Annotated in this window: 25 protein-coding genes; 16 read left to right on the forward strand and 9 right to left on the reverse strand. The window is 68.8% G+C overall.

Features of this window, described 5'->3' with window-relative positions; all coding sequences use genetic code 11:
• Positions 1–200 precede the first annotated feature (200 nt).
• A protein-coding gene (locus ALIDE2_RS18895) for an IS3 family transposase (RefSeq protein ID WP_420796265.1) occupies positions 201–1,297 on the forward strand; the annotation gives its coding sequence in 2 pieces (ribosomal slippage) (positions 201–453 and positions 453–1,297; 1,098 coding nt in all).
• 153 nt (positions 1,298–1,450) lie between these two features.
• On the opposite strand, the gene ALIDE2_RS18900 is transcribed toward ALIDE2_RS18895, so the two are convergent.
• Genes ALIDE2_RS18900 through ALIDE2_RS18920 form a run of 5 tightly spaced genes read right to left on the reverse strand, consistent with a single transcriptional unit; the run spans position 1,451 to position 6,334 of the window.
• Complete coding sequence (locus tag ALIDE2_RS18900) at positions 1,451–1,777, reverse strand: hypothetical protein (protein ID WP_013520482.1); 327 nt, start codon at positions 1,775–1,777, stop codon at positions 1,451–1,453.
• A 23-nt stretch (positions 1,778–1,800) separates the two neighbouring features.
• On the reverse strand, positions 1,801–2,517 hold the full coding sequence (gene mtgA, locus ALIDE2_RS18905) for a monofunctional biosynthetic peptidoglycan transglycosylase (protein ID WP_013722906.1): 717 nt from the start codon (positions 2,515–2,517) through the stop codon (positions 1,801–1,803).
• Positions 2,518–2,530: 13 nt separating this feature from the next.
• On the reverse strand, positions 2,531–3,379 hold the full coding sequence (aroE, locus tag ALIDE2_RS18910; RefSeq protein WP_013520480.1) for a shikimate dehydrogenase: 849 nt from the start codon (positions 3,377–3,379) through the stop codon (positions 2,531–2,533).
• A 6-nt stretch (positions 3,380–3,385) separates the two neighbouring features.
• Complete coding sequence (locus ALIDE2_RS18915) at positions 3,386–4,246, reverse strand: TonB family protein (protein ID WP_013520479.1); 861 nt, start codon at positions 4,244–4,246, stop codon at positions 3,386–3,388.
• A gap of 9 nt (positions 4,247–4,255) precedes the next feature.
• A complete protein-coding gene (locus tag ALIDE2_RS18920; protein ID WP_013722907.1) occupies positions 4,256–6,334 on the reverse strand; it encodes a ribonuclease catalytic domain-containing protein in 2,079 nt (692 codons plus the stop codon).
• Between the two features lie 123 nt (positions 6,335–6,457).
• Between ALIDE2_RS18920 and ALIDE2_RS18925 the strand changes: the two genes are divergently transcribed.
• The 4 genes from ALIDE2_RS18925 (at position 6,458) to ALIDE2_RS18940 (ending at position 9,990) form a co-directional block, all read left to right on the forward strand.
• Positions 6,458–7,201 carry an RNA polymerase sigma factor gene (locus ALIDE2_RS18925; RefSeq protein ID WP_013722908.1) on the forward strand — a complete coding sequence of 248 codons (744 nt, stop codon included), beginning with the start codon at positions 6,458–6,460 and terminating at the stop codon, positions 7,199–7,201.
• Between the two features lie 88 nt (positions 7,202–7,289).
• On the forward strand, positions 7,290–7,871 hold the full coding sequence (locus tag ALIDE2_RS18930; RefSeq protein ID WP_013722909.1) for a ferritin-like domain-containing protein: 582 nt from the start codon (positions 7,290–7,292) through the stop codon (positions 7,869–7,871).
• A complete protein-coding gene (locus ALIDE2_RS18935) occupies positions 7,868–8,281 on the forward strand; it encodes a c-type cytochrome (RefSeq protein WP_013722910.1) in 414 nt (137 codons plus the stop codon). Before ALIDE2_RS18930 ends, ALIDE2_RS18935 begins: the two co-directional genes overlap by 4 nt.
• Positions 8,282–8,430: 149 nt before the next feature.
• A complete protein-coding gene (locus tag ALIDE2_RS18940; protein WP_013722911.1) occupies positions 8,431–9,990 on the forward strand; it encodes a PglL family O-oligosaccharyltransferase in 1,560 nt (519 codons plus the stop codon).
• Between the two features lie 102 nt (positions 9,991–10,092).
• Here the strand turns inward: ALIDE2_RS18940 and ALIDE2_RS18945 are convergent, their stop codons facing one another.
• The gene (locus ALIDE2_RS18945) at positions 10,093–10,680 is read right to left on the reverse strand and encodes a YqiA/YcfP family alpha/beta fold hydrolase (RefSeq protein ID WP_013520473.1); all 588 of its coding nucleotides are present in this window, start codon (positions 10,678–10,680) and stop codon (positions 10,093–10,095) included.
• A 35-nt stretch (positions 10,681–10,715) separates the two neighbouring features.
• On the opposite strand from ALIDE2_RS18945, the gene rodA reads away from it, so the two are divergent.
• The 4 genes from rodA (at position 10,716) to ALIDE2_RS18965 (ending at position 15,153) form a co-directional block, all read left to right on the forward strand.
• A complete protein-coding gene (gene rodA / locus ALIDE2_RS18950) occupies positions 10,716–11,897 on the forward strand; it encodes a rod shape-determining protein RodA (RefSeq protein WP_013520472.1) in 1,182 nt (393 codons plus the stop codon).
• A gap of 38 nt (positions 11,898–11,935) precedes the next feature.
• Positions 11,936–13,396, forward strand: a complete 1,461-nt coding sequence (gene tldD / locus ALIDE2_RS18955; RefSeq protein ID WP_013722912.1) for a metalloprotease TldD — start codon at positions 11,936–11,938, stop codon at positions 13,394–13,396.
• A gap of 241 nt (positions 13,397–13,637) precedes the next feature.
• The gene (locus tag ALIDE2_RS18960) at positions 13,638–14,756 is read left to right on the forward strand and encodes a 3-deoxy-7-phosphoheptulonate synthase (RefSeq protein WP_013722913.1); all 1,119 of its coding nucleotides are present in this window, start codon (positions 13,638–13,640) and stop codon (positions 14,754–14,756) included.
• A gap of 85 nt (positions 14,757–14,841) precedes the next feature.
• A complete protein-coding gene (locus ALIDE2_RS18965) occupies positions 14,842–15,153 on the forward strand; it encodes a hypothetical protein (RefSeq protein ID WP_013520469.1) in 312 nt (103 codons plus the stop codon).
• A gap of 47 nt (positions 15,154–15,200) precedes the next feature.
• Here the strand turns inward: ALIDE2_RS18965 and mpl are convergent, their stop codons facing one another.
• Complete coding sequence (gene mpl, locus ALIDE2_RS18970; protein ID WP_013520468.1) at positions 15,201–16,592, reverse strand: UDP-N-acetylmuramate:L-alanyl-gamma-D-glutamyl-meso-diaminopimelate ligase; 1,392 nt, start codon at positions 16,590–16,592, stop codon at positions 15,201–15,203.
• A 115-nt stretch (positions 16,593–16,707) separates the two neighbouring features.
• On the opposite strand from mpl, the gene ALIDE2_RS18975 reads away from it, so the two are divergent.
• From ALIDE2_RS18975 to ALIDE2_RS19005, 7 genes are all read left to right on the forward strand, one after another.
• On the forward strand, positions 16,708–17,322 hold the full coding sequence (locus tag ALIDE2_RS18975; RefSeq protein WP_013520467.1) for a hypothetical protein: 615 nt from the start codon (positions 16,708–16,710) through the stop codon (positions 17,320–17,322).
• Positions 17,319–17,894, forward strand: a complete 576-nt coding sequence (locus ALIDE2_RS18980; protein WP_013520466.1) for a TlpA disulfide reductase family protein — start codon at positions 17,319–17,321, stop codon at positions 17,892–17,894. The genes ALIDE2_RS18975 and ALIDE2_RS18980 overlap by 4 nt, the downstream gene beginning before the upstream one ends.
• A 110-nt stretch (positions 17,895–18,004) precedes the next feature.
• A complete protein-coding gene (gene accB / locus ALIDE2_RS18985; RefSeq protein WP_013520465.1) occupies positions 18,005–18,463 on the forward strand; it encodes an acetyl-CoA carboxylase biotin carboxyl carrier protein in 459 nt (152 codons plus the stop codon).
• Between the two features lie 15 nt (positions 18,464–18,478).
• Positions 18,479–19,828, forward strand: a complete 1,350-nt coding sequence (accC, locus tag ALIDE2_RS18990; RefSeq protein WP_013520464.1) for an acetyl-CoA carboxylase biotin carboxylase subunit — start codon at positions 18,479–18,481, stop codon at positions 19,826–19,828.
• Positions 19,829–19,920: 92 nt separating this feature from the next.
• Positions 19,921–20,817 (forward strand): 50S ribosomal protein L11 methyltransferase, encoded by an 897-nt coding sequence (gene prmA / locus ALIDE2_RS18995; protein WP_013722916.1) that lies wholly within the window; start codon positions 19,921–19,923, stop codon positions 20,815–20,817.
• Between the two features lie 53 nt (positions 20,818–20,870).
• Positions 20,871–22,025 (forward strand): zinc-ribbon and DUF3426 domain-containing protein, encoded by a 1,155-nt coding sequence (locus ALIDE2_RS19000; protein ID WP_013520462.1) that lies wholly within the window; start codon positions 20,871–20,873, stop codon positions 22,023–22,025.
• Positions 22,026–22,059: 34 nt separating this feature from the next.
• On the forward strand, positions 22,060–22,962 hold the full coding sequence (locus ALIDE2_RS19005) for a carbohydrate kinase family protein (RefSeq protein WP_013722917.1): 903 nt from the start codon (positions 22,060–22,062) through the stop codon (positions 22,960–22,962).
• Positions 22,963–23,044: 82 nt separating this feature from the next.
• Here the strand turns inward: ALIDE2_RS19005 and ALIDE2_RS19010 are convergent, their stop codons facing one another.
• Together ALIDE2_RS19010 and ALIDE2_RS19015 are read right to left on the reverse strand one after the other, a co-directional pair.
• Positions 23,045–23,593, reverse strand: coding sequence for a hypothetical protein (locus ALIDE2_RS19010; RefSeq protein ID WP_013722918.1), 549 nt, complete (start codon positions 23,591–23,593; stop codon positions 23,045–23,047).
• A gap of 179 nt (positions 23,594–23,772) precedes the next feature.
• On the reverse strand, positions 23,773–24,963 hold the full coding sequence (locus ALIDE2_RS19015; RefSeq protein WP_013520459.1) for a ribonucleotide-diphosphate reductase subunit beta: 1,191 nt from the start codon (positions 24,961–24,963) through the stop codon (positions 23,773–23,775).
• Between the last annotated feature and the right edge of the window lie 114 nt (positions 24,964–25,077).

Raw genomic sequence — 25,077 nt, forward strand, 5'->3', positions numbered from 1 at the left:
CGTCAACTGGGCAGGCATGGAGGGGATGATACGGGCTGGTGGCCGGAGGACGAGTGGACCGCGTATCCGCAGATTCCGACCTGAGTTGCCCTCCATATCAACGTTCCAAAACCGTCTTCGGGACGCGCAGTCACGAGTGAAGTCCCCTCGAAAACCTGAACCACCCGGAAGTAGAGAATTCCCCCGGCAGGAGTCTCTACGTGAAAAAATCCAGATTCAGCGAAGCCCAGATAGTGGGCATCCTCAAAGAAGTCGAGATGGGTGCCAAGGTCGGTGAGACGTGCAGAAAGCACGGCATCAGCGAGCCGACGTACTACAAGTGGAAGAGTCAGTTCTCGGGCATGACGGTCTCTCACCTGGCGCAGCTTCGCCAACTGCAGGACGAGAACGCCAAGCTCAAGCGTATGTACGCCGACCTGGCGCTGATGCACCACGCGCTCAAGGATGTCGTTGATCGAAAGCTCTGACCCCGGAGCGTCGCAAGATGGTCGTTCAAACCCTCGTGGACGAGCACGGCATGAGCGAGCGACGTGCCTGCCAGGCCAGCGGCATCGCCCGCTCCACCCTGCGCTACCGAGCCGTTGCGCGCGACGACTCCGGGGTCATCGCCTTCATCCAGACGCACATGGCGCTCAACCCGCGTCACGGCTTTGGCCTGCTGTACGACAGTGCCCGTCACCAAGGCAAGCCCTGGGGCAAGACGGTGCTCTGGCGTGTGTACTGCGAACTGCGGCTGAACCTGCCACGGCGCGGCAAGAAGCGGCTGCCCGCGCGCATCAAACAGCCACTACAGGCCGCTGGCCAACCCAACCAGGGCTGGAGCTGCGACTTCATGGCCGATGCGCTGTGGTCCGGCAGGCGGTTTAGGACCTTCAACGTCATCGACGAGTTCAACCGCGAAGGCTTGCGCATCGAGGTCGACACCAGCCTGCCGGCTGCTCGCGTCATCCGGGCCTTGAACGAACTGGTGGAAGTACGCGGTGCACCGCTGTCGATTCGCTTGGACAACGGCCCGGAGTTCATCGCCCATGCTTTAGCGCAATGGGCGCAGAGCAAGGGCATTGCTCTCAATCACATCCAGCCCGGAAAGCCCACGCAGAACGCCTATGTCGAACGATTCAACAAGACCTACCGTACCGAGGTGCTCGATTGCTACGTCTTCGACAGCCTGCAGGAGGTGCGTGACATGACGGCCGACTGGCTGCACCGATACAACCACCATCGACCCCACGAAGCCCTCGGCCGAATCCCACCGGTCGAATACCGTGTCAAACTGTTCCCCAACCTCTACTTCTGATTGGCTCAGAAATTCGAGGGGACTTCAAATGTGGGTTACCAACTTTCCCGCGAAAGTGGACGAACCGGCTTCCCTCTCGTAGGTTCAACCTTGAGTGATCATTCCTTCCTGAAGTCATAGGTTGTTTCTGGCCGAACCCTGCCCAACCGCCCTCTAGCCCTCTCGAAAGAAAGCATCGTCATGATCACCCGCGCGCGTCGCGGAATCGATGATTTCCTTCCAGGACTTTCCGGCGGCCTTGAGGTCGTCGGCAGTGGGCCCGATCTTGTTGCCGTAGCGCTCCAGGGTCTTGGCCTCGATGCGTGCCAGAACCGGTTTGGGCGTGAGGGCGCGGTAGGTCTGCTTGAGGGTGTTTCGTTCGGCCACGGCCCAGCGGGCGACGTCCTCTTCGGTCGCGCCCGACGCAAGCCTCGACGCCGCCGCACTCGATAGCTCGGCGACGGCGGTTTCGTACATCGTGCGCAGGGATTGGGTGGGCATTGAAGGGTTCATCCGCCTGCCGTTCAAGGCAGCTCGGCATTCCCCATCCGCGCCACGATGGTGCGCGTGCGCCCGGCCAGGTATGCCGAGTTCGGCGTTTTCTCGAAGCGCTTGGGCGCGGGCAGCATGACGGCCAGGCGGGCGGCCTCGGGGGCGGTGAGCTGGCGGGCGCTTTTCTTGAAGTAGTGCTGGGCGGCGGCCTCGGCGCCGAAGATGCCCGTGCCCCATTCCACGCTGTTGAGGTAGATCTCCAGGATGCGCCGTTTGCTCAGCAGCTGCTCCAGCAGCAGCGTGAGCACGAATTCCTGCCCCTTGCGCACGTAGTTGCGCTCGCCCGACAGCAGCAGGTTCTTGGCCAGCTGCTGGGTGATGGTGGAGCCGCCGCGGATGCGCGGCGCGCGCGTGGCGGGCGCCTTGGCGGCCAGGGCCTCGGCGCGCGCGTTGCGCTCCCAGGCACGCTCGATGGCGTCCCAGTCCACGCCGTCGTGGTTGACGAAGTTGTCGTCCTCCGACGTGACCACGGCGCGCTTGAGGTGGTCGGAGATCTGGGCGTAGGGCAGCCACTGCTGGCGCCAGCGCAGGCCGCCGTCCTGGCGCAGCTGCGCCCAGGCCTCGGAGCGCTGGAAGCTGGTCGATTCCGGGGCCAGCACGGCCATGGCCGCGATGCGCGCCACGAAGAACAGCTGCAGCGCCAGCAGGGCCAGCAGCACCAGGGCGATCCAGCGCAGCAGGGCTCGCATGGATGGAGAGGGTTCAGGCGCCCGCGGCGATGGCCGCGCGCAGCTCGGCCAGCACCTGGGCGGAGGGCGGGCGCAGGCCGCGCCAGATCAGGAAGGCCTCGGCCGCCTGTTCCACCAGCATGCCCAGGCCGTCGCGCGGCTGGGCGCCGTGCTGCGCGGCCCAGTCCAGGAAGCCTTGCGCGGCGGGGCCGTACATCATGTCGTAGGCCAGGCTGCCGGGGCGCAGCACGCTGGCGGGCACGGGGGCTGCGGCGCCTTCCAGGCTGCTGGCGGTGGCGTTGATGATGATGTCGAAATCGGCCGCTGGCGCTTGCATGTCAAGCGCCAGCAGCTCTGTTTTTTGTAGTGATGCGAGCGCCGCGTGGCTGGCCACCAGGGCCTGGGCGCGCGCGGCCGTGCGGTTCACCACGGCGATGCGGCGGGGCTGGCGCCGCAGCAGCGGCCCGAGCACGCCCGCGGCCGCGCCGCCCGCGCCCACCAGCAGCACGTCGCGCCCGGCCAGCGGCACGCCGGCGCCTTGCTCGATGTCGGCCACCAGGCCCAGGCCGTCGGTGTTGTCGGCGTGGATGGCGCCGTCCCGCAAGCTGAGGGTGTTGGCCGCGCCGGCCAGCTGCACGCGTTCGCTGCGGTGGGTGGCCAGCTGCGCGGCTTCGAGCTTGAAGGGCACGGTGATGTTGCAGCCGCGCCCGCCCTCGGCGGCGAAGTCGCGCAGCGCCCGGGCGAAGCCGTCGATGGGCACGAGGCGGCGTTCGTAGCGCAGGTGCTGGCCCGTGAGCGCGGCGAAGCGCGCGTGTATCCAGGGGGAGCGGCTGTGGGCGATGGGGTTTCCCATCACGCAATAGAGGTCGGGGGTGGTCGTCATGAATGGTCAGCGGACGGCGGTTTCCAGGATCTGCTCGCGCGTGAACTTGAAGCGCGAGACGACGGCGATCTGGTCGGCCTTGGCGCGCATGGCCGGGCCGAAGTGGCCGAACGGCCCGGCCGCGCGCGCGATGGCCTCGGCGCGGCGGTCCAGCTGGCGGTTGCCCGAGCCCTGCACGACCTCGGTTTCGAGCACGCGGCCGTCGTGGTTCACGGTCACGATCATGATCAGCTCGCCATAGAGTTTCTTGCCGCCCTGCTCGGGGAAGTTCTGCGTGCCCTTGTCCTCCACCTTGCGGCGCAACTGGTCGTAGTACACGGCGTACACCTCCTCGCGCGTGGCGGGGCTGATGTAGCGCTTGCGCGGGCGGGCGTTCTCTTCGTTGATGCGCTTTTCGATCTCGGCCAGCAGCTTCACGAGCTGGCGGCGCTTTTCCTCCTGGGCCTGGTTTTCAGCGTGTTCGCTCGCCTTGCGCGGGTCGGGCTTGGGCAGGATGGCCAGCTGCTGGCGCACCTGGGCCAGTAGCTGGGTCTGCTGCTCCAGCATCTGGTCCATCCTGCGCTGCGCTTCCTCCAGGTCGTCGCCAATGGAGGTCAGGGCCGAATAGGGCAGGGGGCTGGTGGCGCGCCCCTTGGCGGCGTCGCCCCCGCCGGCGAGCGAGGCCTGGGCGATGGCCTGGGCCTTGTCCGGGCGTTCGCCGGACTTGGCGTTGACCAGGATGACCTCCAGCGGCGTGTCCTGGAACACGCGGTCGAAGCGCTCCGGGTCGACGAAGCGCACCGTGAGCAGCAGCGCGTGGATGGCGATGGACAGGCCCAGCGCGATCTGCAGGGTGCTCAGGCGGCGGAGCGTGGAGGCGATGTTCACGGCGCAGGATTATCCCGGCTGGCCGGCGCCGGCCTCGGTACCCGTCCCATCGGTTTCGTCGATGTCCACCGCGATGGCGATAGGCCCTGCCACGGCTTCTTCCTCGTCCTCGTCCACGGGGCCGTCGTCGCTCTGGTCGGCCGGGTCGTCCAGGCGCGCGAGCAGCGTGCCGTTCACGTCCAGCGTGATCTCGTCGATGGCGCCCAGCTTCACGCGCACGCGCGCGCCGCGCGGCAGGCCCTGGGCGCCCAGCACGGGCAGCACCAGGGGCAGGGTGTCGGCGCGCACGAGGAAGTCGCCGTTCATGCCGTCCTTGATGACCGTGGCGTCCAGCTCGGCGACCTGGTTCTGCTGCAGGTACTTGAGCGTCCAGAAGCGCTCCATGCCCGCCTGGTAGCCGTTGTAGGCGCCGTAGGTGGCGTCGAAGCTGCTAATGATGGAGAACAGCTCGGCGTCCTTCGGTTTGAAGGGCGCGGCCAGCGCGGCCGTCTTGCCGTGGCGCGCGCAGGCGATGATCTGCCACTGGTTCACCAGGTCCACGTAGCGGCGCAGCGGCGACGTGGCCCAGGCGTAGCTCTTCACGCCGATGCCCGCGTGCGGCAGGGCCTTGGTGCCCATGCGCACCTTGATGCCGGGCGCCAGGCTGGCCTGGCTGCGGTAGATGCCGGGCACGCCGTGCTCGGCCAGCATCTGGCCCCAGGTGCTGTTGGCGACGATGGCGGCCTCGGCCACGATCAGGTCCAGCGGCGCGCCGCGCTGGCGCGTGGTGATGCGCACCGTCTCGCTGCCCGTCGGCTCGGCCTTGCCGTTGCCCTCCAGGCGGAAGTTGTAGTCCGGGCGGTTGAAGGTCTCGGGCTTGCCGCGCACCTGCTCGCGCCCGGCCTTCAGCTGCTTTGCCAAGCGGTGCAGGAATGATAGCTGCTCGCGCAGGTCCAGCAAGGGCTGGGGCGTGTTTTCGTGCTGAACGGAGGCGTCCTGCAGCCAGGCCTCGGTGACGATGTGGTCGAGCTGGTCGTGGCGCAGGTTCACCGTCACGGGTACGCGCTCCAGGCGCGTCTCGGTGCCGGTGATGGCGAGCGTCGCCTCGTCGATGGTCACGTAGAGCGACACGGCCGGGTTGGCGCGGCCCGCGTCCAGCGTGTAGATCTGCACCACCTCGTCGGGCAGCATGGTGATCTTGTAGCCGGGCATGTAGACGGTGGACAGGCGCTGGCGGCCCACCTTGTCCAGGTCGCCCCCGGGCTGGATCGCCAGGCCGGGCGCGGCGATGTGGATGCCCAGCGTGACGGTGCCCGTGCCCAGGCCCTGCACGGAGAGGGCGTCGTCGATCTCGGTGGTGGCCGAATCGTCGATGGAGTAGGCCTGCACCGGCGCGAGCGGCAGATCCTGCGGCGGCTGCGGCGCGGCCAGCGGGGGAAAGCCCGTGCCCTTGGGGAAGTTCTCGAACAGGAAGCGCTTCCAGTGGAACTGGTAGGGCGAATCGATGGCGCCCGCCGCCTGCAGCAGCGCCAGCGGCGCCTGGTGCGCCGTGCGGCTGGCCTCGACCACGGCCTTGTACTCGGGCGCGTTCTTGTCGGGGCGAAACAGTATCTTGTAGAGCTGCTCGCGGATGGGCTGCGGGCAGCGGCCGGCCGCCAGCTCGCCCGCCCAGGCCTCGATCTGCGCCTGGACCTGCTTCTTCTTCTCGATGGCGGCCAGGGCCTGCTGCAGGATCTCGGCCGGCGCCTTCCTGAAGCGCCCCTTGCCCGCGCGGCGGAAGTAGTGCGGCGCCTCGTACAGCGCCAGCAGCATGCCGGCCTGCTCGGCCACGGGGGCGCTCGCGGAGAAGTACTCGCGCGCCAGGTCGGCGAAGCCGAACTCGTCCTCGGGCGCGAACTCCCAGGCCAGCGGCAGCTCGATGGAGGCGGCGGTCTCGCGCGCCTGCGCCAGCAGCTCGGCCGGGGCGGGCTTGTCGAACTTCAACAGTATGTTGGCGGCCTTGACCTTGACGCGTTTACCCGAGTCGAGCTCGATCTGCGCCGAGCTTTCGGCCTCGGAAAGGATGCGGCCGGCAAGGAACTTGCCGGCGTCGTCGAACAGTGCATGCATAGGGGCGCGATTTTCCCATGGCGGCGCCCCGGCGACCCTGTGCGCGGCAGGTGTTTGTCACGCGGGGCCGGCGGCGTGCGTCCAATGGGCAGAAGGTCTCATCACGGAAAGCGAGGGCGGACCATGCACACACCCGAGGACTTGTGGCAGGCGGCGGCGCACGGCGCCGCCCCCGTGGACGCGCCCGCCGCGGGCCGCGCCGAGGACGCGGCCCTGGTGGCGCGCGCCCTGGGCGGCGAGGCGCGGGCCTTCGAGGCCATCATGCGCCGCCACAACCGGCTGCTGTTCCGCGCCGCGCGCGGCGTGGTGCACGACGACGCCGAGGCGCAGGACGTGGTGCAGGAGACCTACCTGCGCGCCTTCACGCGGCTGCGGGACTTCCGCGGCGAGGCGGCGCTGGGCACCTGGCTGGCGCGCATCTGCGTGCGCGCCGCGCAGGATGTGCTGCGCCGGCGCACGCGCAGCGTGGCCATAGATGCCACGCAGGCGCCCGACCAGGAGCCGCAGCCGGAGCACGCCATGCCCTACTTCGCCCCTTCCGACGATTCGCCCGACCAGGCGCTGGCGCGCGCCCAGCTGCGCGCGCTGCTGGAGTCGGCCGTGCAGAGCCTGCCGCCGCCGTACCGCAGCGTGTTCATCCTGCGCGCGGTGCAGGAGATGAGCGTGCAGGAGACGGCCTTCTGCCTGGACATCAGCGAAGAGCTGGTGCGCACCCGCTACCTGCGCTCGCGCGCCATGCTGCGCGACGCGCTGGGCGCGCGCATCGAGGCCTGCGCCGAAAGCGCCTTCCCGTTCGCCGGCGCGCGCTGCGACCAGGTCGTGCACCAGGTGCTGGCCGAGCTGCGGCGGCGCGGGCTGCTGGCCTGAGCGGCCCGCGCGGCGCGCCGCCTGCCCGTATCCCGTTGCCCCGCGCCCGCCCGGCGCGGTCCCTGTCCCCACCCCCCAGGAGAAGACCATGAACCGCTCACCACTCATCCTGCCCTCGCCAGCCTTGCTGGCGCGCCGCCGCGGCCTGGGCCTGGCCGTGCTATCGGCCACGGCCGTGGCCCTGCTCGGCGGGCGCGACGCGCTGGCCGCCGCCGCCAAGGCCGACGCCCGGCAGCACGAGGCCGACGTGCGCATCCTCAACACCGCGCTGGCGGCCGAGTACGAGGCCGTCGCCGCCTACCAGGTGGGCGCCGAAAGCGGCCTGCTGGGCAGCGGCGCGCTGCCGCTGGCCCGGCAGTTCCAGGGCCACCACAAGGAGCACACCCAGGCCATCGCCGCCGCCGTGCAGAAGATGGGCGGCACGCCCGTGCAGGCCAAGGCGCAATACAGCTTCCCGACCGACAAGCTCAAGGCCGAGGCCGACGTGCTGCGCTTCGCCGCCGGCCTGGAGCGCGGCGCCGTGTCCGCCTACCTGGGCGCGGTGCCGCTGTTCGCCGACCGCAACCTGGCGCAGGTGGCCGCCAGCATCCTCGGCGACGAGGCCATGCACTGGGCCGTGCTGCGCCAGGCGCTGGGCGAGGCGCCGGTGCCCTTGGCGTTCATGTCATGACCCGCCTGGCCCTGCTGGCCTGGGCCTGCGGGCTGCCGCTGGCCGCCGCGGCGGCGCCAGCCGCACTTTCTACGCCCGAGGCGGCCCGGCTCGCGCGCGGCGAGCAGGTCTATGCGCGCTGCGCGGCCTGCCACGCCATCGAGGGCAACCGCACGGGGCCGCAGCACTGCGGCCTGTTCGGCCGCCGCGCGGGCACGGCGCCGGGCTTCGACGGCTACTCCGGCGCCATGCGCGCCAGCGGCATCGTCTGGGACGCGCGCACGCTGGACCTCTTCCTCAAGGACCCGCCGGCCACCGTGCCCGGCACGGCCATGGGCTATGCCGGCGTCAAGGACGACGGCGACCGCGCCGCGCTCATCGCCTGGCTGCGCCATGCCACGCGGCCCGGCGCGGCCTGCACGCCCAGGTAGGGTGAAAGGGCTTCGATCTTGATAGCTGCTGGCGCTTGATGGGCGGGCGATGGAGGCCGATTTGGCTTGAGGCCCGATGGGCCGGGCGGCTGCGCCTATGATGTACGCCACCATGACGTTCCCGCCCGCGCTTGAGCCCCCGTCCCGCCATGCGTCCTGACCTGGCGCCGCTGGCCGCGCTGGCGCTCGCACTGCCTTTCGTCTTCGGCTTCACCGAATCGCCCTACGCCAACTTCTGGCCCCTGATGGCGAGCGGCGCCTGCGCCTGGCTCATCGCCGCCCTGGCCTGGTGGCGCGCCTGGCGCGCGGACGGCGTGGGGCTGGCCCGCTGCCTGGCGGCGGGGCTGCTGCTGGCGGCGCTGGCGGGGGGCGCCATCGGCCTCGTGCAGTTCTTCGGCGGCGACATGGGCTGGGCGCCCTGGGTCCATGCGTCCACGCCGGGCCAGGCTATCGGCAACCTGCGCCAGCGCAACCAGCAGGCCACGCTGCTGGCCCTGGGCGCGTGGGCGCTGCTGTGGTGGGTGGCGCGCCTGCAGGCGTATGGCGAGGGCCTGCCCGCGCAGCAGCCCGGCGTACGCCGCCTCTGGCCGCTGCTGCTGGCCGCGCTGGTGCCCTGGGCCCTGGTGCTGCTGGCCGTGGCGGGCGCGGCCACGGCGTCGCGCACGGGGGCGCTGCAGTGGCTGCTGATCCTGGGCATGCTGCTGCTGTGGCGGCGCAGCAGCGGCGCGCTGGCGCTGGCTGTGGGCGGCCTGGGGCTGCTGGTCTACCTGCTGGCCGCCTGGGGCCTGCCCCAGCTGCTGCTGCAGTGGACGGGCGTGCGCATGGAGGGCCTGTTCCTGCGCCTGGCCGACGCGTCCCACCCCTGCGCGAGCCGCCTGGTGCTGTGGTCCAACGTGCTGCAGCTGATCGCCCTGCGGCCCTGGACCGGCTGGGGCTGGGGCGAGCTGGACTACGCGCACTACATCACGCCGTTCGAGGGCGAGCGCTTTTGCATGCTGCTGGACAACGCCCACAGCCTGCCGCTGCAGCTGGCGGTGGAGCTGGGCCTGCCGGTGGCGCTGCTGCTGTGCGCCCTGCTGCTGTGGGCCGTGCTGCGCGCGCGTCCCTGGCGTGAGACGGCGGCCCCGCGCCAGCTGGCCTGGGGCGTGCTGGCCATCGTGGGCGTGCACAGCCTGCTGGAGTTTCCGCTGTGGTACGGGCCGTTCCAGCTCGCCACGGCGCTGGCCGCGCTGGTGCTCGTGGCGCCATGGGCGGCCGCGCGGGGCGCGCGCTGGCGGCCCGCCGCGCGCGCGCTGGCGGCCGCTGCGCTGCTGGCCGCGCCGGTGCTGGGGCTGGCGCTGGTGCGCGACTACGGCCGCATGAGCGCGCTGTACCGCCCCGTGGCCGACCGTCCCGAGGCCCTGCGCGCGCTGGCGGCGGCCGAGCTGGCGCGCCGGGTGCGCTTCTTCCAGGCGTCGGCGCAGTTCGCCGTGCTCACCACCACGGCCGTCACGCCGGCCAATGCGCGGCAGATGCACGACATGGCGTCGCGGCTGCTGCACTTCTCGCCCGAGCCGCGCGTGATCGAGAAGCTGATCGCCAGCGCCCGCCTGCTGGGCCTGGAGGACGAGGCGGCCCTGCACGCCGACCGCTACCGCCGCGCCTATCCGGGCGACTTCGCGCGCTGGCAGGGCGGCGGGCAGGCCAGCGGCGAGCCGCTGGCGCAGTAATTTCCATTTCCAGATCAATCGATTACTTTGTCGGCTTCGCTTGCCGTGCTACAGCACTGTCTGCGCTTCGCCTTCGCGTACTCGATTGATCTGGAAATGGAATCAGGCCAGGTTGCAGAAGCGCAGCGCTTCTTCCAGGTGCGCGGGGAAGTCGCTCAGCGCGTGGTCGCCGCCCTCCAGCACCATCTGCCGCGCCTGCGGGTAGCGCTCCACCATCTCGCGCCAGTCCAGCAGCTCGTCGCCCCGGGCGGCGATGAGCAGCTCGGGGCCGGCCGGGGGCTGGCCGCTCACGTCCAGCGCCTGCAGCTCGGCGATGAACTCGGGGCGGAAGAAGAAACGCGCCTCGGGGTCGTGCCAGGCCGTCTGCTCGCCGATGTGGCGCGCCAGGTCGCGCTCCGGCCGCACCGCGGGGTTGAGCAGCACGCTGGCGCAGCGCGCCTGCCGGGCCACCCAGCTAGCGTAGTAGCCGCCCAGCGACGAGCCGATCACTGCCATGCCCGGCCCCTGGGGCCATGCGGCGATGCCGTCCGCCACCAGCGCCATGGCCTCGCGCGGGGAGGGCGGCAGCTGCGGGCACCAGAGGAACACGTCCGGGTGGTGGCTGGCCACGTGCCCGGCCACCAGGCGCGCCTTGGCGGACTGGGGCGAGGAGCGGAAGCCATGCAGGTAGAGCAGATGGGTGGCGCGCATGCGGGGATTATCCGGCCGTCGATAATGTCGCCCCCATGCCCGCCGTATTCGACAAACCCTCGCTGCCGCAACGCATATGGCCCCTGTTCAGCGGCTTCGACTGGCCGCTGATCGCCCTGCTGCTGGTGCTGTCGTCCATCGGCCTGGTGGCCATGTATTCCTCGGGCTACGACCATGGCACGCGCTTTGCCGACCACGGACGCAACATGCTGCTGGCGGCGGGCATCCTGTTCGTGGTGGCGCAGATCCCGCCGCAGCGGCTGATGGCGCTGGCGGTGCCGCTGTACCTGCTGGGCGTGGCCCTGCTGGTGGCGGTGGCGCTGTTCGGCATTACCAAGAAGGGGGCGCAGCGCTGGATCAACGTGGGCGTGGTCATACAGCCCAGCGAGCTCATGAAGATCGCCATGCCGCTGATGCTGGCCTGGTGGTTCCAGAAGCGCGAGGGCCAGTTGCGCGCGCTGGACTTCGTCGTGGCGGGCGTGCTGCTCATGATCCCCGTGGGGCTGATCATGAAGCAGCCCGACCTGGGCACCTCGCTGCTGGTCATGGCTGCCGGGCTGTCGGTGATCTTCTTCGCGGGCCTGCCCTGGAAGCTGGTGGCGCCGCCGGTGCTGCTGGGTGTGGCCGGCATCGCCCTCGTGGTCTGGTTTGAGCCCCAGCTGTGCGCCGACGGCGTGCGCTGGCCGGTGCTGCACGACTACCAGCAGCAGCGCATCTGCACGCTGCTGGACCCCTCGCGCGACCCGCTGGGCAAGGGCTTCCACATCATCCAGGGCATGATCGCCATCGGCTCGGGCGGCGTCTGGGGCAAGGGCTTCATGGCCGGCACGCAGACGCACCTGGAGTTCATCCCCGAGCGGACCACCGATTTCATCTTCGCCGCCTTCTCCGAGGAGTTCGGCCTGGCCGGTAACCTGCTGCTCATCGTCTGCTTCGTGCTGCTGGTGTGGCGCGGGCTGGCCATCGCCGCCGGCGCCGGCACGCTGTTCGGCCGCCTCATGGCCGGGGCCGTGGCCATGATCTTCTTCACCTACGCCTTCGTGAACATGGGCATGGTCAGCGGCATCCTGCCCGTGGTGGGCGTGCCGCTGCCGTTCGTGAGCTATGGCGGCACGGCCATGACCACGCTGGGGCTGGCGCTGGGGGTGCTGATGTCGGTGGCCCGCTCGCGCCACCAGCCCGAGCGGGAGCCGCCGGAATCCCTGCAGACGCTGTAGGTCCCGCACGCGGCGCGGCGCCTGCCTACAATCGCCGCATGATCTCCCGCGAACCCACCATCGAACGCTTGGCCGTGGCCCGCGAGCTGCTGCTCGCCCCCTTCGGCCTGGACGAATCCCACCTCTACCGCGCCCTGGCGGAGATCCGCGCGCACCAGGTCGATGACGCCGACCTGTACTTCCAGTACACGCGCAGCGAGGGCTGGAGCCTGGAGGAGGGCATCGTCAAGACCGGCTCCTTCAGCATCGACCAGGGCGTGGGCGTGCGCGCCGTCAGCGGCGAGAAGACCGCCTTCGCCTACTCCGACGACATCTCCGAGGCGTCGCTGCTCGACGCCGCCCGCACCGTGCGGTCGATTTCGGCCACAGCGCAGAGCGGGCGGGCGCGGGTAGCTTCTAAAAAAATAGCGAAAAGCCGTTCGCTCTACCCCCACATCGACCCCATCGCCTCCATGGACAGCACGGCCAAGGTGCAGCTGCTGGAGCGCGCCGAGCAGCGTGCCCGCGCCAAGGATCCACGCGTGGCGCAGGTCATGGCGGGCCTGGCCAGCGAGTACGACGTGGTCCTCGTGGCGCGCGCCGACGGCACGCTCGCGGCCGACGTGCGCCCGCTGGTGCGCATGTCGGTCACCGTGATCGCCGAGCAGGGCGGCCGGCGCGAGGTGGGCTCGTCCGGCGGCGGCGGGCGCTTCGGCCTGGCCTACTTCAGCGACGAGCAGATCGCGCAGTACGTGGACGAGGCCGTGAACGCGGCCCTGGTGAACCTGGAGTCGCGCCCCGCGCCGGCCGGCGAGATGACCGTGGTGCTGGGCCCGGGCTGGCCCGGCGTGCTGCTGCACGAGGCCGTGGGCCATGGGCTGGAGGGCGACTTCAACCGCAAGGGATCGAGCGCCTTCAGCGGCCGCATAGGCCAGCGCGTGGCCGCCAAGGGCGTGACGGTGCTCGACGACGGCACCCTCGCCGACCGCCGCGGCTCGCTCAACGTGGACGACGAGGGCCACGCCACGCAGCGCAACGTGCTCATCGAGGACGGCATCCTCAAGGGCTACATCCAGGACGCGATGAACGCGCGCCTGATGAAGGTGGCGCCCACCGGCAACGGCCGGCGCGAGAGCTACGCCCACATCCCCATGCCGCGCATGACCAACACCTACATGCTCGGCGGCGACAAGGACCCGCAGGAAATCGTCGCCTCCATCAAGCGGGGCCTGTACGCCACCAACTTCGGCGGCGGGCAGGTGGACATCACGAGCGGCAAGTTCGTGTTTTCGGCCAGCGAGGCCTACTGGGTGGAGGGCGGCAAGATCCTCTACCCCGTCAAGGGCGCAACAATAGTCGGCAGCGGCCCCGAGTCGCTCAAGAAGGTGAGCATGATCGGCAACGACATGGCGCTCGACAGCGGAGTGGGCACCTGCGGCAAGGAAGGCCAGAGCGTGCCCGTGGGCGTGGGTCAGCCGACGCTGCGCATCGACGGCATCACCGTGGGCGGCACGGCTTGAACCACGGGCTGTGTAGCGCCATGGCAACGATTTCCCTATATTGCACTGCGGCAAATCGTGCTACATTGGCGCGTATGCCAGTTCGCAGCGCGTTCTATTTTTACTTTTGGTTCTCTGTCCTTGGCGGATGAGAGAGGTAGACGCGCACCCTGACTGAGTCCCTTCTCCAAAGAACCGCCGATGCTGAAAAGCTCGGCGGTTTTTTGTTTTTCGACCTTCACCCACCCTCCTAGGACGCCCCATGACCGCCACCGTCTCCAGCAGCGATGCCTGGTACCGCAACGTCGACAAGACCAGCCAGACCGACGACCAACGCATCGAGGACATCACCGTGCTCCCCCCTCCCGAACACCTGATTCGCTTCTTCCCCATCCGCGGGACCGAGGTCGAATCGCTGATCTCCAGCACGCGCCGCAGCATCCAGCGCATCATGAACGGCGAGGATGACCGCCTGCTGGTCATCATCGGCCCCTGTTCCATCCACAACCCCGTGGCGGCGCTCGAATACGCGCAAAGGCTCAAGGTGGTGCGCGAGCAGTACAAGGACCAGCTGGAAGTGGTGATGCGCGTGTACTTCGAGAAGCCTCGCACCACCGTGGGCTGGAAGGGCCTGATCAACGATCCCTATCTGGACGGCAGCTACCGCATCGACGAGGGCCTGCGCATCGCGCGCCAGCTGCTCATCGACATCAACCGCCTGGGCGTGCCGGCGGCCAGCGAGTTCCTGGACGTGATCAGCCCGCAGTACATCGGCGACCTGATCAGCTGGGGCGCGATCGGCGCGCGCACCACCGAGAGCCAGGTGCACCGCGAGCTGGCCTCGGGGATCTCGGCACCGATCGGCTTCAAGAACGGCACGGACGGCAACATCCGCATCGCCACCGACGCCATCCAGTCCGCCAGCCGCGGCCACCACTTCCTGTCGGTGCACAAGAACGGCCAGGTGGCCATCGTGCGCACGTCCGGCAACAAGGACTGCCACGTGATCCTGCGCGGCGGCAAGGCGCCCAACTACGACGCGGCCAGCGTGGCCGCCGCCTGCGCCGACCTGGAAAAGGCCGGCCTGCCCGCCACGCTGATGGTGGACTGCAGCCACGCCAACAGCAGCAAGCAGCATGAGCGCCAGCGCGACGTGGCGCGCGACATCGCGGCGCAGATCGCGGGCGGCTCGCGCAGCGTGTTCGGCGTCATGATCGAGGGCCACCTGCAGCCCGGGGCGCAGAAATTCACGCCGGGCAAGGACGATCCCGCAGCGCTGGAATACGGCAAGAGCATCACCGACGCCTGCCTGGGCTGGGACGACTCCGTCGCTTGCCTGGCCGAGCTGGCGTCCGCCGTGCAGGCGCGCCGCGCGCGCTAGGGGTTCTGCGTACCCCGGGCCGGTGTAAGCTCGGAGCGCGGCGCCAACCGGCGCCGCGCTCAACCATCTCAAGGCGAGGCAATACATGCACGGCGAAGTACTGGTCACCCTGTCACCTGGGCAGGAATTCCATCTGTCCACACAGGACGCACAGCCCCTCACGCATGAGGAGGCCCGCCGCTGGCTCGACGACGAATTCATGCGCCTGGAGTGCGAGCCCCTGCGCGCCAGCGGCAAGGTGCTGCTGGCCGACAAGGTGCTCACCGTCGCCAGCGCCGCGGGTGCCCGGCTGCTGGCCGACCCCGCCTGGTCGGCTCAGTTCGCGCGTGCCGCCGTGGCCGCGCTGGCCCGGCCCATGGTGCGCGTGGACGTGCAGGCGATGGCCGTCACCTTCTGAATTCCAATAAAAATGGCCTCCAGCGCTTGCCAATCAAGCGCTGATAGCTATTTTTTCGATAGTTCTTCGAGCAGCTTGGCGTGCACACCGCCAAAGCTGCCGTTGCTCATGCAGAGGATGTGGTCGCCCGGCTGCGCCGCCGTGGACACCTGCGCGACGAGCGTGGGGATGTCCGCCGCCGTACGTGCCCGCGCGCCCATGGGGGCGAGCGCCTCGGCCGCGTCCCAGTCCAGCCCTGCCGTGTGGCAGAAGGCCAGGTCGGCCTGCTCCAGGGCCCAGGGCAGCTGCGACTTCATCGTGCCCAGCTTCATGGTGTTGCTGCGCGGCTCGAACACGGCGAGGATGCGCGCCTCGCCGCCCACGCGCCGGCGCAGGCCGTCCAGCGTGGTGCGCAGCGCCGTGGGGTGGTGTGCGAAATCGTCGTACACGCTGATGCCGCGCGCCGTGCCGCGCAGCTCCATGCGGCGGCGCACGTTCTCGAACCGCGCCAGCGCCTGGGCCGCCTGCGCGGGCGCCACGCCTACGTGCTCCGCGGCGGCGATGGCGGCCAGGGCGTTGAGCTGGTTGTGCACGCCCGTCAACGCCCATTGCACGCGGGCCACCGCCTGGCCGCGCTGCAGCACCTCGAAGTCGTGCGGTTCGCCGCGCGCGCAGAAGTCGCTCACCGCGGCGCCGAAGCTCGCCACGCCGCTCCAGCAGCCCGCATGCAGCACGCGCGCCAGGCTCTCCTCCAGCCCGTTGACGACCACGCGGCCCGAGGGCGGCACGGTGCGCACCAGGTGGTGGAACTGGCGCTCGATCTGGCCCAGGTCGTCGAAGATGTCGGCGTGGTCGAACTCCAGGTTGTTCAGCACGGCCGTGCGCGGGCGGTAGTGCACGAACTTGCTGCGCTTGTCGAAGAACGCGGTGTCGTACTCGTCGGCCTCGATGACGAACAGCGGCCGCGCCTGCCCCGCCGCCAGAGCCCCCAGGCGGGCCGAGATGCCGAAGTTCATCGGCACGCCGCCCACCAGGAAGCCCGGCGCCAAGCCTGCGCACTCCAGGATCCAGGCCAGCATCGAGGTGGTGGTGGTTTTGCCGTGCGTGCCGGCCACGGCCAGCACGTGGCGGCCGGCCAGCACCTGCTCGGCCAGCCACTGCGGCCCGCTGGTGTAGGGCGCGCCGGCGTCGAGGATGGCCTCCATGAGCGGGAATTTCGGGCTCCCATCGGGCAGTCGGGCGCGGCTGACCACGTTGCCGACCACGAACATGTCGGGTTCGAGCGCCAGCTGCTCGGCGCCATAGCCCTCGATGAGATCTATGCCCAGGGCGCGCAACTGGTCGCTCATAGGCGGGTAGACGCCGGCGTCGCAGCCCGTGACGCGGTGGCCGGCCTCACGGGCCAGGGCGGCCAGGCCGCCCATGAAGGTGCCGCAAATGCCCAGTATGTGTATATGCATGGGCACCGATTCTATGAACCAATCGCGCCCGGTTTCCCCGGGCAGCGCCATGCGGCGGCCGGGGCCACTCGGTTGGGGTCACAATGCGCGGCATATGTCCGGGATCGCCGCCGCCATGGAAAACGCCCTCGCCACCGAAATCGCCAATGCCGCAGCCCGCCTGGTGGTCGAGGAGGGGCTGGAGTGGGGGCCGGCCAAGCGCCGTGCCGTCAGGCAACTGGGCCTGCCGGCACGCACGCCTCTGCCCGACAACGACCTCGTCGAGGATGCGGTGCGCGAGTACATCGGCTTGTTCTGCGCCGACACCCAGCCGCTGGAGCTGCGCGCGTTGCGCGAGCTGGCGCTGGTGTGGATGCAGCGCATGCAGGCGTTCCGCCCCTATCTGGGCGGCGCCGTCTGGCACGGCACGGCCACGCGCCTGTCGGACATCTATATCGCGCTGTTCTGCGACGACCCCAAGTCCGCCGAGATCGCCCTCATAGACCACCATGTGGACTACGAGCCGGGCAGCATGACCGGCCTGCGCGGCGAGCTGATCGACGTGCTGAGCATGAGCTGCCGCTCTGCCGCGCTGAACGAGGAGATCGGCGTGCACCTGCTGATCTACGACCTGGACGACTTGCGTGGCGCCCTGCGCCTGGATTCGCGCGGCCGCGCGCCGCGCGGCGACATGGGCGCCGTGCGCCGCCTGCTGCAGCCCATGCCTTCTTCTTCCGTCCCCATCCCATGAACCATCCATCCGAAAACCCGACCCCCGAAACTTCGCAGGCCAGCGCCAGCGCCGCGCGCCGCCGCTGGCTTCTGCTGGGCGTGGGCGCCGTGGCCGGCCTCGGCGGCGCGGGCCTGGCCGCCTGGCGCCTGCGGCCCGGGGCGGTGAAAGAGGGTGCGCACGAGACCCTGTGGGATGCGAGCTTCGAGGACCTGGGCGGCCAGCCGCTGCGCATGGCCTCCATGCGCGGCCGTCCCCTGCTGCTGAACTTCTGGGCCACCTGGTGCCCGCCCTGCGTGCAGGAACTTCCCTTGCTGAACGCCTTCTATGGCGAGCACCGCGCAAAAGGCTGGCAAGTGCTCGGACTGGCGATCGACCAGCCCGCCAACGTGCAGAAATTCCTGCAGCGCGTGCCGCTGGACTTTCCCGTCGCATTAGGGGGACTGGGCGGCACCGAGTTGTCGCGCAGCCTGGGCAATGACAAGGGCGGGTTGCCGTTTACGGTGATGTTTGCCGCAGATGGCAGCATTTCGAAGCGTAAAATAGGGCAGTTAACGGCGCAGGACCTGCAGAACTGGTCCAAGAGTCTGTAGAGATTGCGTCTCCTTAATGGAGATGGTGGCTTTTTGGGCTCGTTTCGGCGAAATAGTCTGAAATTAAGGTAAATTCGCCCCCCATTCCGTTTCTAGCCGTTGGAGCTCCCATGGATTTGCGAAAACTCAAGACCCTCATCGATCTGGTCTCCGAGTCGAATGTTTCCGAACTCGAGATCACCGAAGCCGAGGGCAAGGTCCGCATCGTCAAGAGCAGCGGAGCCGTCGTGCAGCAGTTTGTCGCCGCTCCCGTTCAGGCCGCCCCTGCCGCCGCGGCGCCCGCGGCCGCCGCCCCCGTGGCCGAACTGCCCGCGCCGGCCGCCGCCGCGCCCACAGGGCATGTCGTCAAGTCGCCCATGGTGGGCACGTTCTACCGCGCGTCCAGCCCCGGCGCCAAGCCCTTCGTCGAGGTGGGCAGCCAGGTCAAGGAGGGCGAGACGATCTGCATCATCGAGGCCATGAAGATCCTGAACGAAATCGAGGCCGACAAGTCGGGCACCGTCACGCGCATCCTTGGCGAGAACGGCCAGGCCGTCGAATACGGCCAACCGCTGTTCGTGATCGAATGAAGCGGGCCCGCGCTCATGTTTAAGAAAATTCTGGTTGCGAACCGAGGGGAGATAGCCCTGCGGATCCAGCGCGCCTGCCACGAACTGGGCATCAAGGCGGTGATGGTCTATTCCGAGGCCGACCGCGACGCCAAGTACGTCAAGCTGGCCGAAGAGGCCGTGTGCATCGGCCCGGCGCCGTCGCCCCTGTCGTACCTCAACATGCCGGCCATCATCTCGGCGGCCGAGGTCACCGACGCCGAGGCCATCCACCCGGGCTACGGCTTCCTGTCCGAGAACGCCGACTTCGCCGAGCGCGTGGAAAAGAGCGGCTTCCAGTTCATAGGCCCCACGCCCGAGTCCATCCGCATGATGGGCGACAAGGTGTCCGCCAAGCAGGCCATGATCCGCGCCGGCGTGCCCTGCGTGCCGGGCTCCGACGGCGAGCTGCCCGACGACCCGGTGCAGATCCGCCGCATCGCCAAGACCATCGGCTACCCCGTCATCATCAAGGCCGCCGGCGGCGGCGGCGGGCGCGGCATGCGCGTGGTTCACACCGAGGCCGCCCTCGTCAACGCCGTGCAGATGACCAAGGCCGAGGCCCAGGCCGCCTTCGGCAACCCGGCCGTGTATATGGAGAAATTCCTCCAGAACCCGCGCCACATCGAGATCCAGGTCCTGGCCGACAAGTACCGCAACGCCGTCTACCTGGGCGAGCGCGACTGCTCCATGCAGCGGCGCCACCAGAAGGTGATCGAGGAGGCGCCTGCGCCGGGCATCCCGCGCAAGCTCATCGAGAAGATCGGCGAGCGCTGTGTCGCCGCCTGCAAGAAGATCGGCTACCGCGGCGCCGGCACGTTCGAGTTCCTGTACGAGAACGGCGAGTTCTACTTCATCGAGATGAACACCCGCGTGCAGGTGGAGCACCCGGTCACCGAATGGATCACGGGCGTGGACATCGTGCGCACGCAGATCATGGTGGCCGCGGGCGAGAAGTTGCCGTTCACCCAGCGCCAGATCCAGATCCACGGCCACGCCATCGAATGCCGCGTGAATGCCGAGGACCCCTACAAGTTCATCCCCTCGCCAGGCCGCATCACCATGTGGCATGCGCCGGGCGGCCCGGGCGTGCGCGTGGACTCCCACGCCTACACGAACTACTACGTGCCGCCGAACTACGACTCCATGATCGGCAAGATCATCGTGCATGGCGACACGCGCGAGCAGGCGCTGGCGCGCATGCGCACGGCGCTCTCCGAGACGGTGATAGAGGGCATCAACACCAACATAGCGCTGCACCGCGAACTGCTGGTGGACGCCAATTTCGTCGCCGGCGGCACCAACATCCATTACCTGGAAGAGTGGCTGGCGCAGCGCAAGCGCTGACGGGCCGGAGTAGCGCAAGGCACCGGGATGCTGGCATCCGGTAACGGATGCCAGCATTTTTTCCATTGACAGCACGACACCGAGGTGCCCCCATGTTTGAGCTGAGCCTGCTATGCCCTGAAGGCCGGGTGGAGACCCTGAGCGATGCGTTCGATGCGCTCGAGGCGCTGAGCGTGTCGGTCGAGGATGCCGATGCCCAAACCGATGCCGAGCAGGCGCTGTTCGGCGAGCCGGGCATGCCCGCGCCGCGTGAAGGCTGGCAGCGCAGCCGCATCACCGCGCTGTTCCCCACGCGGCAGGCGGCCGACGAGGCCGTGCGGCTGCTGCAGGCGCAGGACTTCTTCGAAGGCTGCAGCGTGCTGGGTATTGCCACTGTGCAGGAACAGGACTGGGTGCGCCTCACCCAGTCGCAGTTCGAACCGGTGGAGATCACGCCGGACTTCTGGATCGTGCCGACCTGGCACGAGCTGCCGGCCGCGGCGCGGCGCAGCATCCGCCTCGACCCGGGGCTGGCGTTCGGCACCGGGACCCACCCCACCACGCGCATGTGCCTGCGCTGGATTGCGCGCCAGGGCGTCGAGAACGGCGCCAAGGCGCTCGGCCGCGTGCTCGACTACGGCTGCGGCTCGGGCATCCTGGCCATAGGCGCGGCCAAGTTCGGCGCCTTGGACATCGATGCCGTGGACATCGATCCCGCGGCCGTGGAGGCCACGCGCCAGAATGCGCTGGCCAATGGTGTGTACCTGAACGCCGGCCTGCCGGAACAGGCGCAGGGGCAGTATCAGACCGTGCTTGCCAACATTCTGGCCACGCCGCTCAAGGTCCTGGCGCCCCTGCTGTGTGCCCATGTGGCGGAGGGGGGGCATCTGGTGCTGGCGGGCATTCTGGAGCGCCAGGCCCAGGAACTGACGCAGGCCTATGCGCCGTGGCTGAGCCTGCAGGTGGCCGATAGCGAGGACGGCTGGATCCTGATGACCGCGCGCCGCTGAGCGGCGTTCGTGCCCCGCGTGGGCCGCGGGCGGGCACCTACAATCCACAGCCGATGAGCCAGATCACCCGCTGCCCTTTCTGCGCAACGACCTTCAAGGTGGTCGCGGACCAGCTGCGGATTTCCGACGGATGGGTGCGCTGCGGGCAGTGCAAGGAGGTGTTCGACGCGTCCGAGCATCTGCTGCAGCCCGAGCCTGCCCAGCTGCTGCCGGAGATGCCGCTGGATGATCCAGGCCTGCCGGACCGGCACGCGGCCGACGCGCCGCAGCCGCAGGACAAGCCGGTCACGACCAGCGGCGGGAGCGAGGAAGTGGCTCCGCTGTCATCGCTGCTCAGGCGCGAGGCCGTGGCCGAAGAGCCCGAGGCCATGCCGGAGGCGGCGATCCAGGGCTACGAACTGCCGGGCGCCACCGTGGACGACTCCGCCTGGCCGCAGGAGCCCGATGCCGGGGTAGAGGCAGCGGAGCAAGGCGATGATCAACAGGAGGCGGAGCCCGCGCCGGACACGCTTGATGCCGAGCCACCCCCTGATGAAGAAGCGCAGGCCGCCGCACCGCCTGAATCCGAGCCGCTGGAGCCATTGCAGCCGCTGGAGCAGGAGTCGGTGCTGGTGGAGGGGACGGCGATCATGCCTGGCGCGGCCCATGAGAGCGATGCGCCGGAAGAGACGGCGGCATCGCCCGTGGCGGAGCCCGGATTCGTGACGGCCGCCCGGCGCAGCGCATTTTGGCGCAGGCCCGCGGTGCGTGGAGCATTGGCCGTGGCGGTCCTGGCGCTGCTCCTGGCGTTGGGCTTGCAGGTCGTGGTCCAGGAGCGCGACGCCATCGCGGCGCGCAGTCCGGCGGCGCATGCCTTGATGGAAAGACTGTGCGCACCCCTGCAGTGCACGCTGCAGGCGCCGCAGCGCATTGCCTCCGTGGTCATCGACAGCTCGTCCTTCCTCAAGGAACGCAACGATGCCGCAGCCTATCAGCTGCAGATGAGCCTCAAGAACATCTCCTCGCTCTCGGTTGCCATGCCGGCGCTGGAACTCACGCTGACCGACGTCCGGGACCGGGCGGTCTTGCGCCGCGTGCTGCTGCGCAATGACCTGGGGGCGCCCGCGGAGCTGGCGCCGGGGTCCACGTGGAGCGCCACGGTGTCCATGCAGGTCGCACAAGGCGCCGACCAGGTGGCCGGCTACCGGTTGCTGGCCTTCTATCCCTGAATCTTTTTACCCTTCCATCCGAAGCTTTCACCCTATGGCTGCGCTGATCTGTGGTTCCCTGGCATTCGACACCATCATGACTTTCGAGGGGAGGTTTGCCGAGCAGATACTGCCCGAGCAGCTGCACATCCTGAACGTGTCCTTCCTCGTGCCCACGCTGCGCCGGGACTTCGGCGGCTGCGCAGGCAACATCGCCTACGGCCTCAAGCTGCTTGGGGGCGATCCCAGGCCCATGGCCATGCTGGGCGCCGATGGCGGCGAATACCTGGCCCGGCTGCAGCAGCTCGGCATAGATACTCGCTTCATCGGCCAGGCCGGCGACACCTATACCGCACAGGCCATGATCATGACCGACCGCGACAACAACCAGATCACGGCCTTCCACCCAGGGGCCATGATGCAGGCGCACCGCAACCGCAACCGCATACCGCAGGACGCCGGCGTGCAGGTCGGCATCATTGCGCCCGACGGGCGCGAGGCCATGCTGCAGCATGCCGCCGAGTTCGTGGCGGCGGGCATTCCCTTCGTGTTCGACCCGGGGCAGGGGCTGCCCATGTTCAACGGCGACGAGCTGCGCCGCTTCATAGAGCAGGCGAGCTGGATCGCCGTGAACGACTATGAAGGCAAGATGTTGTGCGACCGCACGGGCTGGACGCTGGCCGAGATGTCCCGGCAGGTGCGCGGGCTCGTCGTCACGCTGGGCGCCGAGGGTTGCGAGGTCTGGGAGCAGGGCGCGCGGACCGAGGTGGCGCCGGTCAAGCCCGCGCAGGTGGTCGATCCCACGGGCTGCGGCGATGCCTGGCGTGGCGGACTGCTCCATGGCCTGGAAAAAGGCTGGCCCCTGGTGCGCTGCGCGCAGCTGGGCAACCGCCTGGGGGCGCTGAAGATCGCACAGCGCGGCCCGCAGAACTACACCTTGGACTTCACGCCGGACTGACAGGAGCGGAGCGCGGCTGGGCTGCGGCCATAAAAAAACCCGGTGCAAAAGCACCGGGTCGTGGCTGCTGATAAGCCAGGTTTTACGGCTTGCCGCCTGTGGGGAAGGGCCATGCAGCCTGGGGGTTCAGCGTGGTTTGCGCGGCAGGCGCAGGCGCTGCGGCGGGGGCCTTGGGGGCGACTTTCTTCGCGGCAGGGGCCTTCTTTGCCGCGGCGGCCTTCTTGGCGGCAGGCACCGCAGCCTTCTTGGCCGGAGTGGCCTTCTTCGCGGGCGCTGCAGCCTTCTTGGCTGGCGCTGCCTTCTTGGCCGCTACGGCCTTCTTGGCCGGTGCCGCTTTCTTGGCGGGTGCAGCGGCCTTCTTGGCCGGCGCTGCCTTCTTGGCCACTACGGCCTTCTTGGCCGGTGCCGCTTTCTTGGCGGGTGCAGCGGCCTTCTTGGCCGGCGCTGCCTTCTTGGCCACTACGGCCTTCTTGGCCGGTGCCGCCTTCTTCGCGGGTGCAGCCGCCTTCTTGGCCGGTGCTGCCTTCTTGGCCGCTACGGCCTTCTTTGCAGGTGCTGCCGCCTTCTTGGCAGGAGCAGCCTTCTTTGCAGGGGCTGCTTTCTTCGCAGCGGGTTTCTTCGCAGTTGCCATCATTTTCTCCTTGGGTCGATTTGCAAAGAGCACTCCGTGCCTGCATTGGGCATGGAGCGATCCATGGCAACGACACAATGCTCGTCACCACGAATGCGGGGACGCACCAGGGCCGCAACGCCGGTCGGCGCTGGGTGCGAGGAGCGTGGTTGAAAAATCATGGCCTGGTCAAGCGAGAGTCAATCCCAGGACAGTGCCCCGCCGGTCTGGTACTCGATGACGCGCGTCTCGAAGAAGTTGCGCTCCTTCTTCAGGTCGATCATCTCGCTCATCCAGGGGAAGGGGTTTTCTTCGTTCGGGAACAGCGCGTCCAGCCCGATCTGCGTGGCGCGGCGGTTGGCGATGTAGCGCAGGTAGCCCTTGAACATGGAGGCGTTCATGCCCAGCACGCCGCGCGGCATGGTGTCCTCGGCGTAGCGGTATTCGAGGTCCACGGCCTTGAGGAAAAGGCCCTTGATCTCGTCCTTGAACGCAGGCGTCCACAGCTGCGGATTCTCCAGCTTGAGCTGGTTGATCAGGTCGATGCCGAAGTTGCAGTGCATGGACTCGTCGCGCAGGATGTACTGGTACTGCTCGGCCGCGCCGGTCATCTTGTTCTGGCGGCCCAGGGCGAGGATCTGCGTGAAGCCCACGTAGAAAAACAGGCCCTCCATCAGGCAGGCGAAGACGATCAGCGACTTGAGCAGCGTTTGGTCGTTCTCGGGCGTGCCGGTTTTGAAGGCCGGATCCATGATCGCTTCGATGAAAGGGATCAGGAACTCGTCCTTGGCGCGGATGGACTCGACTTCGTTGTAGGCGTTGAAGATCTCGCCTTCGTCGAGGCCCAGCGACTCGACGATGTACTGGTAGGCGTGCGTGTGGATCGCTTCCTCGAAGGCCTGGCGCAGCAGGAACTGGCGGCACTCGGGGGCCGTGATGTGGCGGTAGGTGCCCAGCACGATGTTGTTCGCGGCGAGCGAGTCGGCCGTCACGAAGAAACCCAGGTTGCGCTTGACGATGCGGCGCTCGTCTTCGGTCAGGCCGTTGGGGTCCTTCCACAGGGCGATGTCGCGCGTCATGTTGATTTCCTGCGGCATCCAGTGGTTGGCGCAGGTGGCCAGGTACTTCTCCCAGGCCCACTTGTATTTGAACGGCACCAGCTGATTCACATCCGTCTGGCCGTTGATGATGCGCTTGTCGACCGCGGACACGCGGCGGTGTTGCGCGGCAGCGGGAGCGGCTGCCGGCGTGCGCGCAGCGGTGCTTTCGACGGGCTGCAGCGCGGGGGTATCGAGAGCCGTCGGCGGCGGCTCGACCGGGCGGCCGATTGCGCGGCTGCCGTCCATGAGCTTTTGCGATGAGGGCTTGACTTCGTCGTCCCAGGTGAGCATAGGATTTCCCGTGGTTGGATTATGAGAGCAGTGCTCCAAAATGAAAAGCACTGAAGCGTTGCCAGGCGGTGATTTGTTGCTTCACCACACAGGTGGACGCGATGGATGGGCCCG

The organism is Alicycliphilus denitrificans K601, from assembly GCF_000204645.1.
GTDB lineage: Bacteria > Pseudomonadota > Gammaproteobacteria > Burkholderiales > Burkholderiaceae_C > Alicycliphilus > Alicycliphilus denitrificans.

What these genes read in the sequence shown, in the direction of transcription:
- ALIDE2_RS18900 (WP_013520482.1), bottom strand. Translation starts at nt 1,777, where the DNA reads ATGCCCACCCAATCCCTGCGCACGATGTACGAAACCGCCGTCGCCGAG.
- tldD (WP_013722912.1), top strand. Translation starts at nt 11,936, where the DNA reads ATGATCTCCCGCGAACCCACCATCGAACGCTTGGCCGTGGCCCGCGAG.
- rodA (WP_013520472.1), top strand. Translation starts at nt 10,716, where the DNA reads ATGCCCGCCGTATTCGACAAACCCTCGCTGCCGCAACGCATATGGCCC.
- mpl (WP_013520468.1), bottom strand. Translation starts at nt 16,592, where the DNA reads ATGCATATACACATACTGGGCATTTGCGGCACCTTCATGGGCGGCCTG.
- accC (WP_013520464.1), top strand. Translation starts at nt 18,479, where the DNA reads ATGTTTAAGAAAATTCTGGTTGCGAACCGAGGGGAGATAGCCCTGCGG.
- ALIDE2_RS18960 (WP_013722913.1), top strand. Translation starts at nt 13,638, where the DNA reads ATGACCGCCACCGTCTCCAGCAGCGATGCCTGGTACCGCAACGTCGAC.
- prmA (WP_013722916.1), top strand. Translation starts at nt 19,921, where the DNA reads ATGTTTGAGCTGAGCCTGCTATGCCCTGAAGGCCGGGTGGAGACCCTG.
- ALIDE2_RS18980 (WP_013520466.1), top strand. Translation starts at nt 17,319, where the DNA reads ATGAACCATCCATCCGAAAACCCGACCCCCGAAACTTCGCAGGCCAGC.
- ALIDE2_RS19000 (WP_013520462.1), top strand. Translation starts at nt 20,871, where the DNA reads ATGAGCCAGATCACCCGCTGCCCTTTCTGCGCAACGACCTTCAAGGTG.
- accB (WP_013520465.1), top strand. Translation starts at nt 18,005, where the DNA reads ATGGATTTGCGAAAACTCAAGACCCTCATCGATCTGGTCTCCGAGTCG.
- ALIDE2_RS18920 (WP_013722907.1), bottom strand. Translation starts at nt 6,334, where the DNA reads ATGCATGCACTGTTCGACGACGCCGGCAAGTTCCTTGCCGGCCGCATC.
- ALIDE2_RS18930 (WP_013722909.1), top strand. Translation starts at nt 7,290, where the DNA reads ATGAACCGCTCACCACTCATCCTGCCCTCGCCAGCCTTGCTGGCGCGC.
- ALIDE2_RS18945 (WP_013520473.1), bottom strand. Translation starts at nt 10,680, where the DNA reads ATGCGCGCCACCCATCTGCTCTACCTGCATGGCTTCCGCTCCTCGCCC.
- ALIDE2_RS18940 (WP_013722911.1), top strand. Translation starts at nt 8,431, where the DNA reads ATGCGTCCTGACCTGGCGCCGCTGGCCGCGCTGGCGCTCGCACTGCCT.
- ALIDE2_RS19010 (WP_013722918.1), bottom strand. Translation starts at nt 23,593, where the DNA reads ATGGCAACTGCGAAGAAACCCGCTGCGAAGAAAGCAGCCCCTGCAAAG.
- ALIDE2_RS18935 (WP_013722910.1), top strand. Translation starts at nt 7,868, where the DNA reads ATGACCCGCCTGGCCCTGCTGGCCTGGGCCTGCGGGCTGCCGCTGGCC.
- ALIDE2_RS18925 (WP_013722908.1), top strand. Translation starts at nt 6,458, where the DNA reads ATGCACACACCCGAGGACTTGTGGCAGGCGGCGGCGCACGGCGCCGCC.
- ALIDE2_RS19005 (WP_013722917.1), top strand. Translation starts at nt 22,060, where the DNA reads ATGGCTGCGCTGATCTGTGGTTCCCTGGCATTCGACACCATCATGACT.
- ALIDE2_RS19015 (WP_013520459.1), bottom strand. Translation starts at nt 24,963, where the DNA reads ATGCTCACCTGGGACGACGAAGTCAAGCCCTCATCGCAAAAGCTCATG.
- aroE (WP_013520480.1), bottom strand. Translation starts at nt 3,379, where the DNA reads ATGACGACCACCCCCGACCTCTATTGCGTGATGGGAAACCCCATCGCC.
- mtgA (WP_013722906.1), bottom strand. Translation starts at nt 2,517, where the DNA reads ATGCGAGCCCTGCTGCGCTGGATCGCCCTGGTGCTGCTGGCCCTGCTG.
- ALIDE2_RS18975 (WP_013520467.1), top strand. Translation starts at nt 16,708, where the DNA reads ATGGAAAACGCCCTCGCCACCGAAATCGCCAATGCCGCAGCCCGCCTG.
- ALIDE2_RS18965 (WP_013520469.1), top strand. Translation starts at nt 14,842, where the DNA reads ATGCACGGCGAAGTACTGGTCACCCTGTCACCTGGGCAGGAATTCCAT.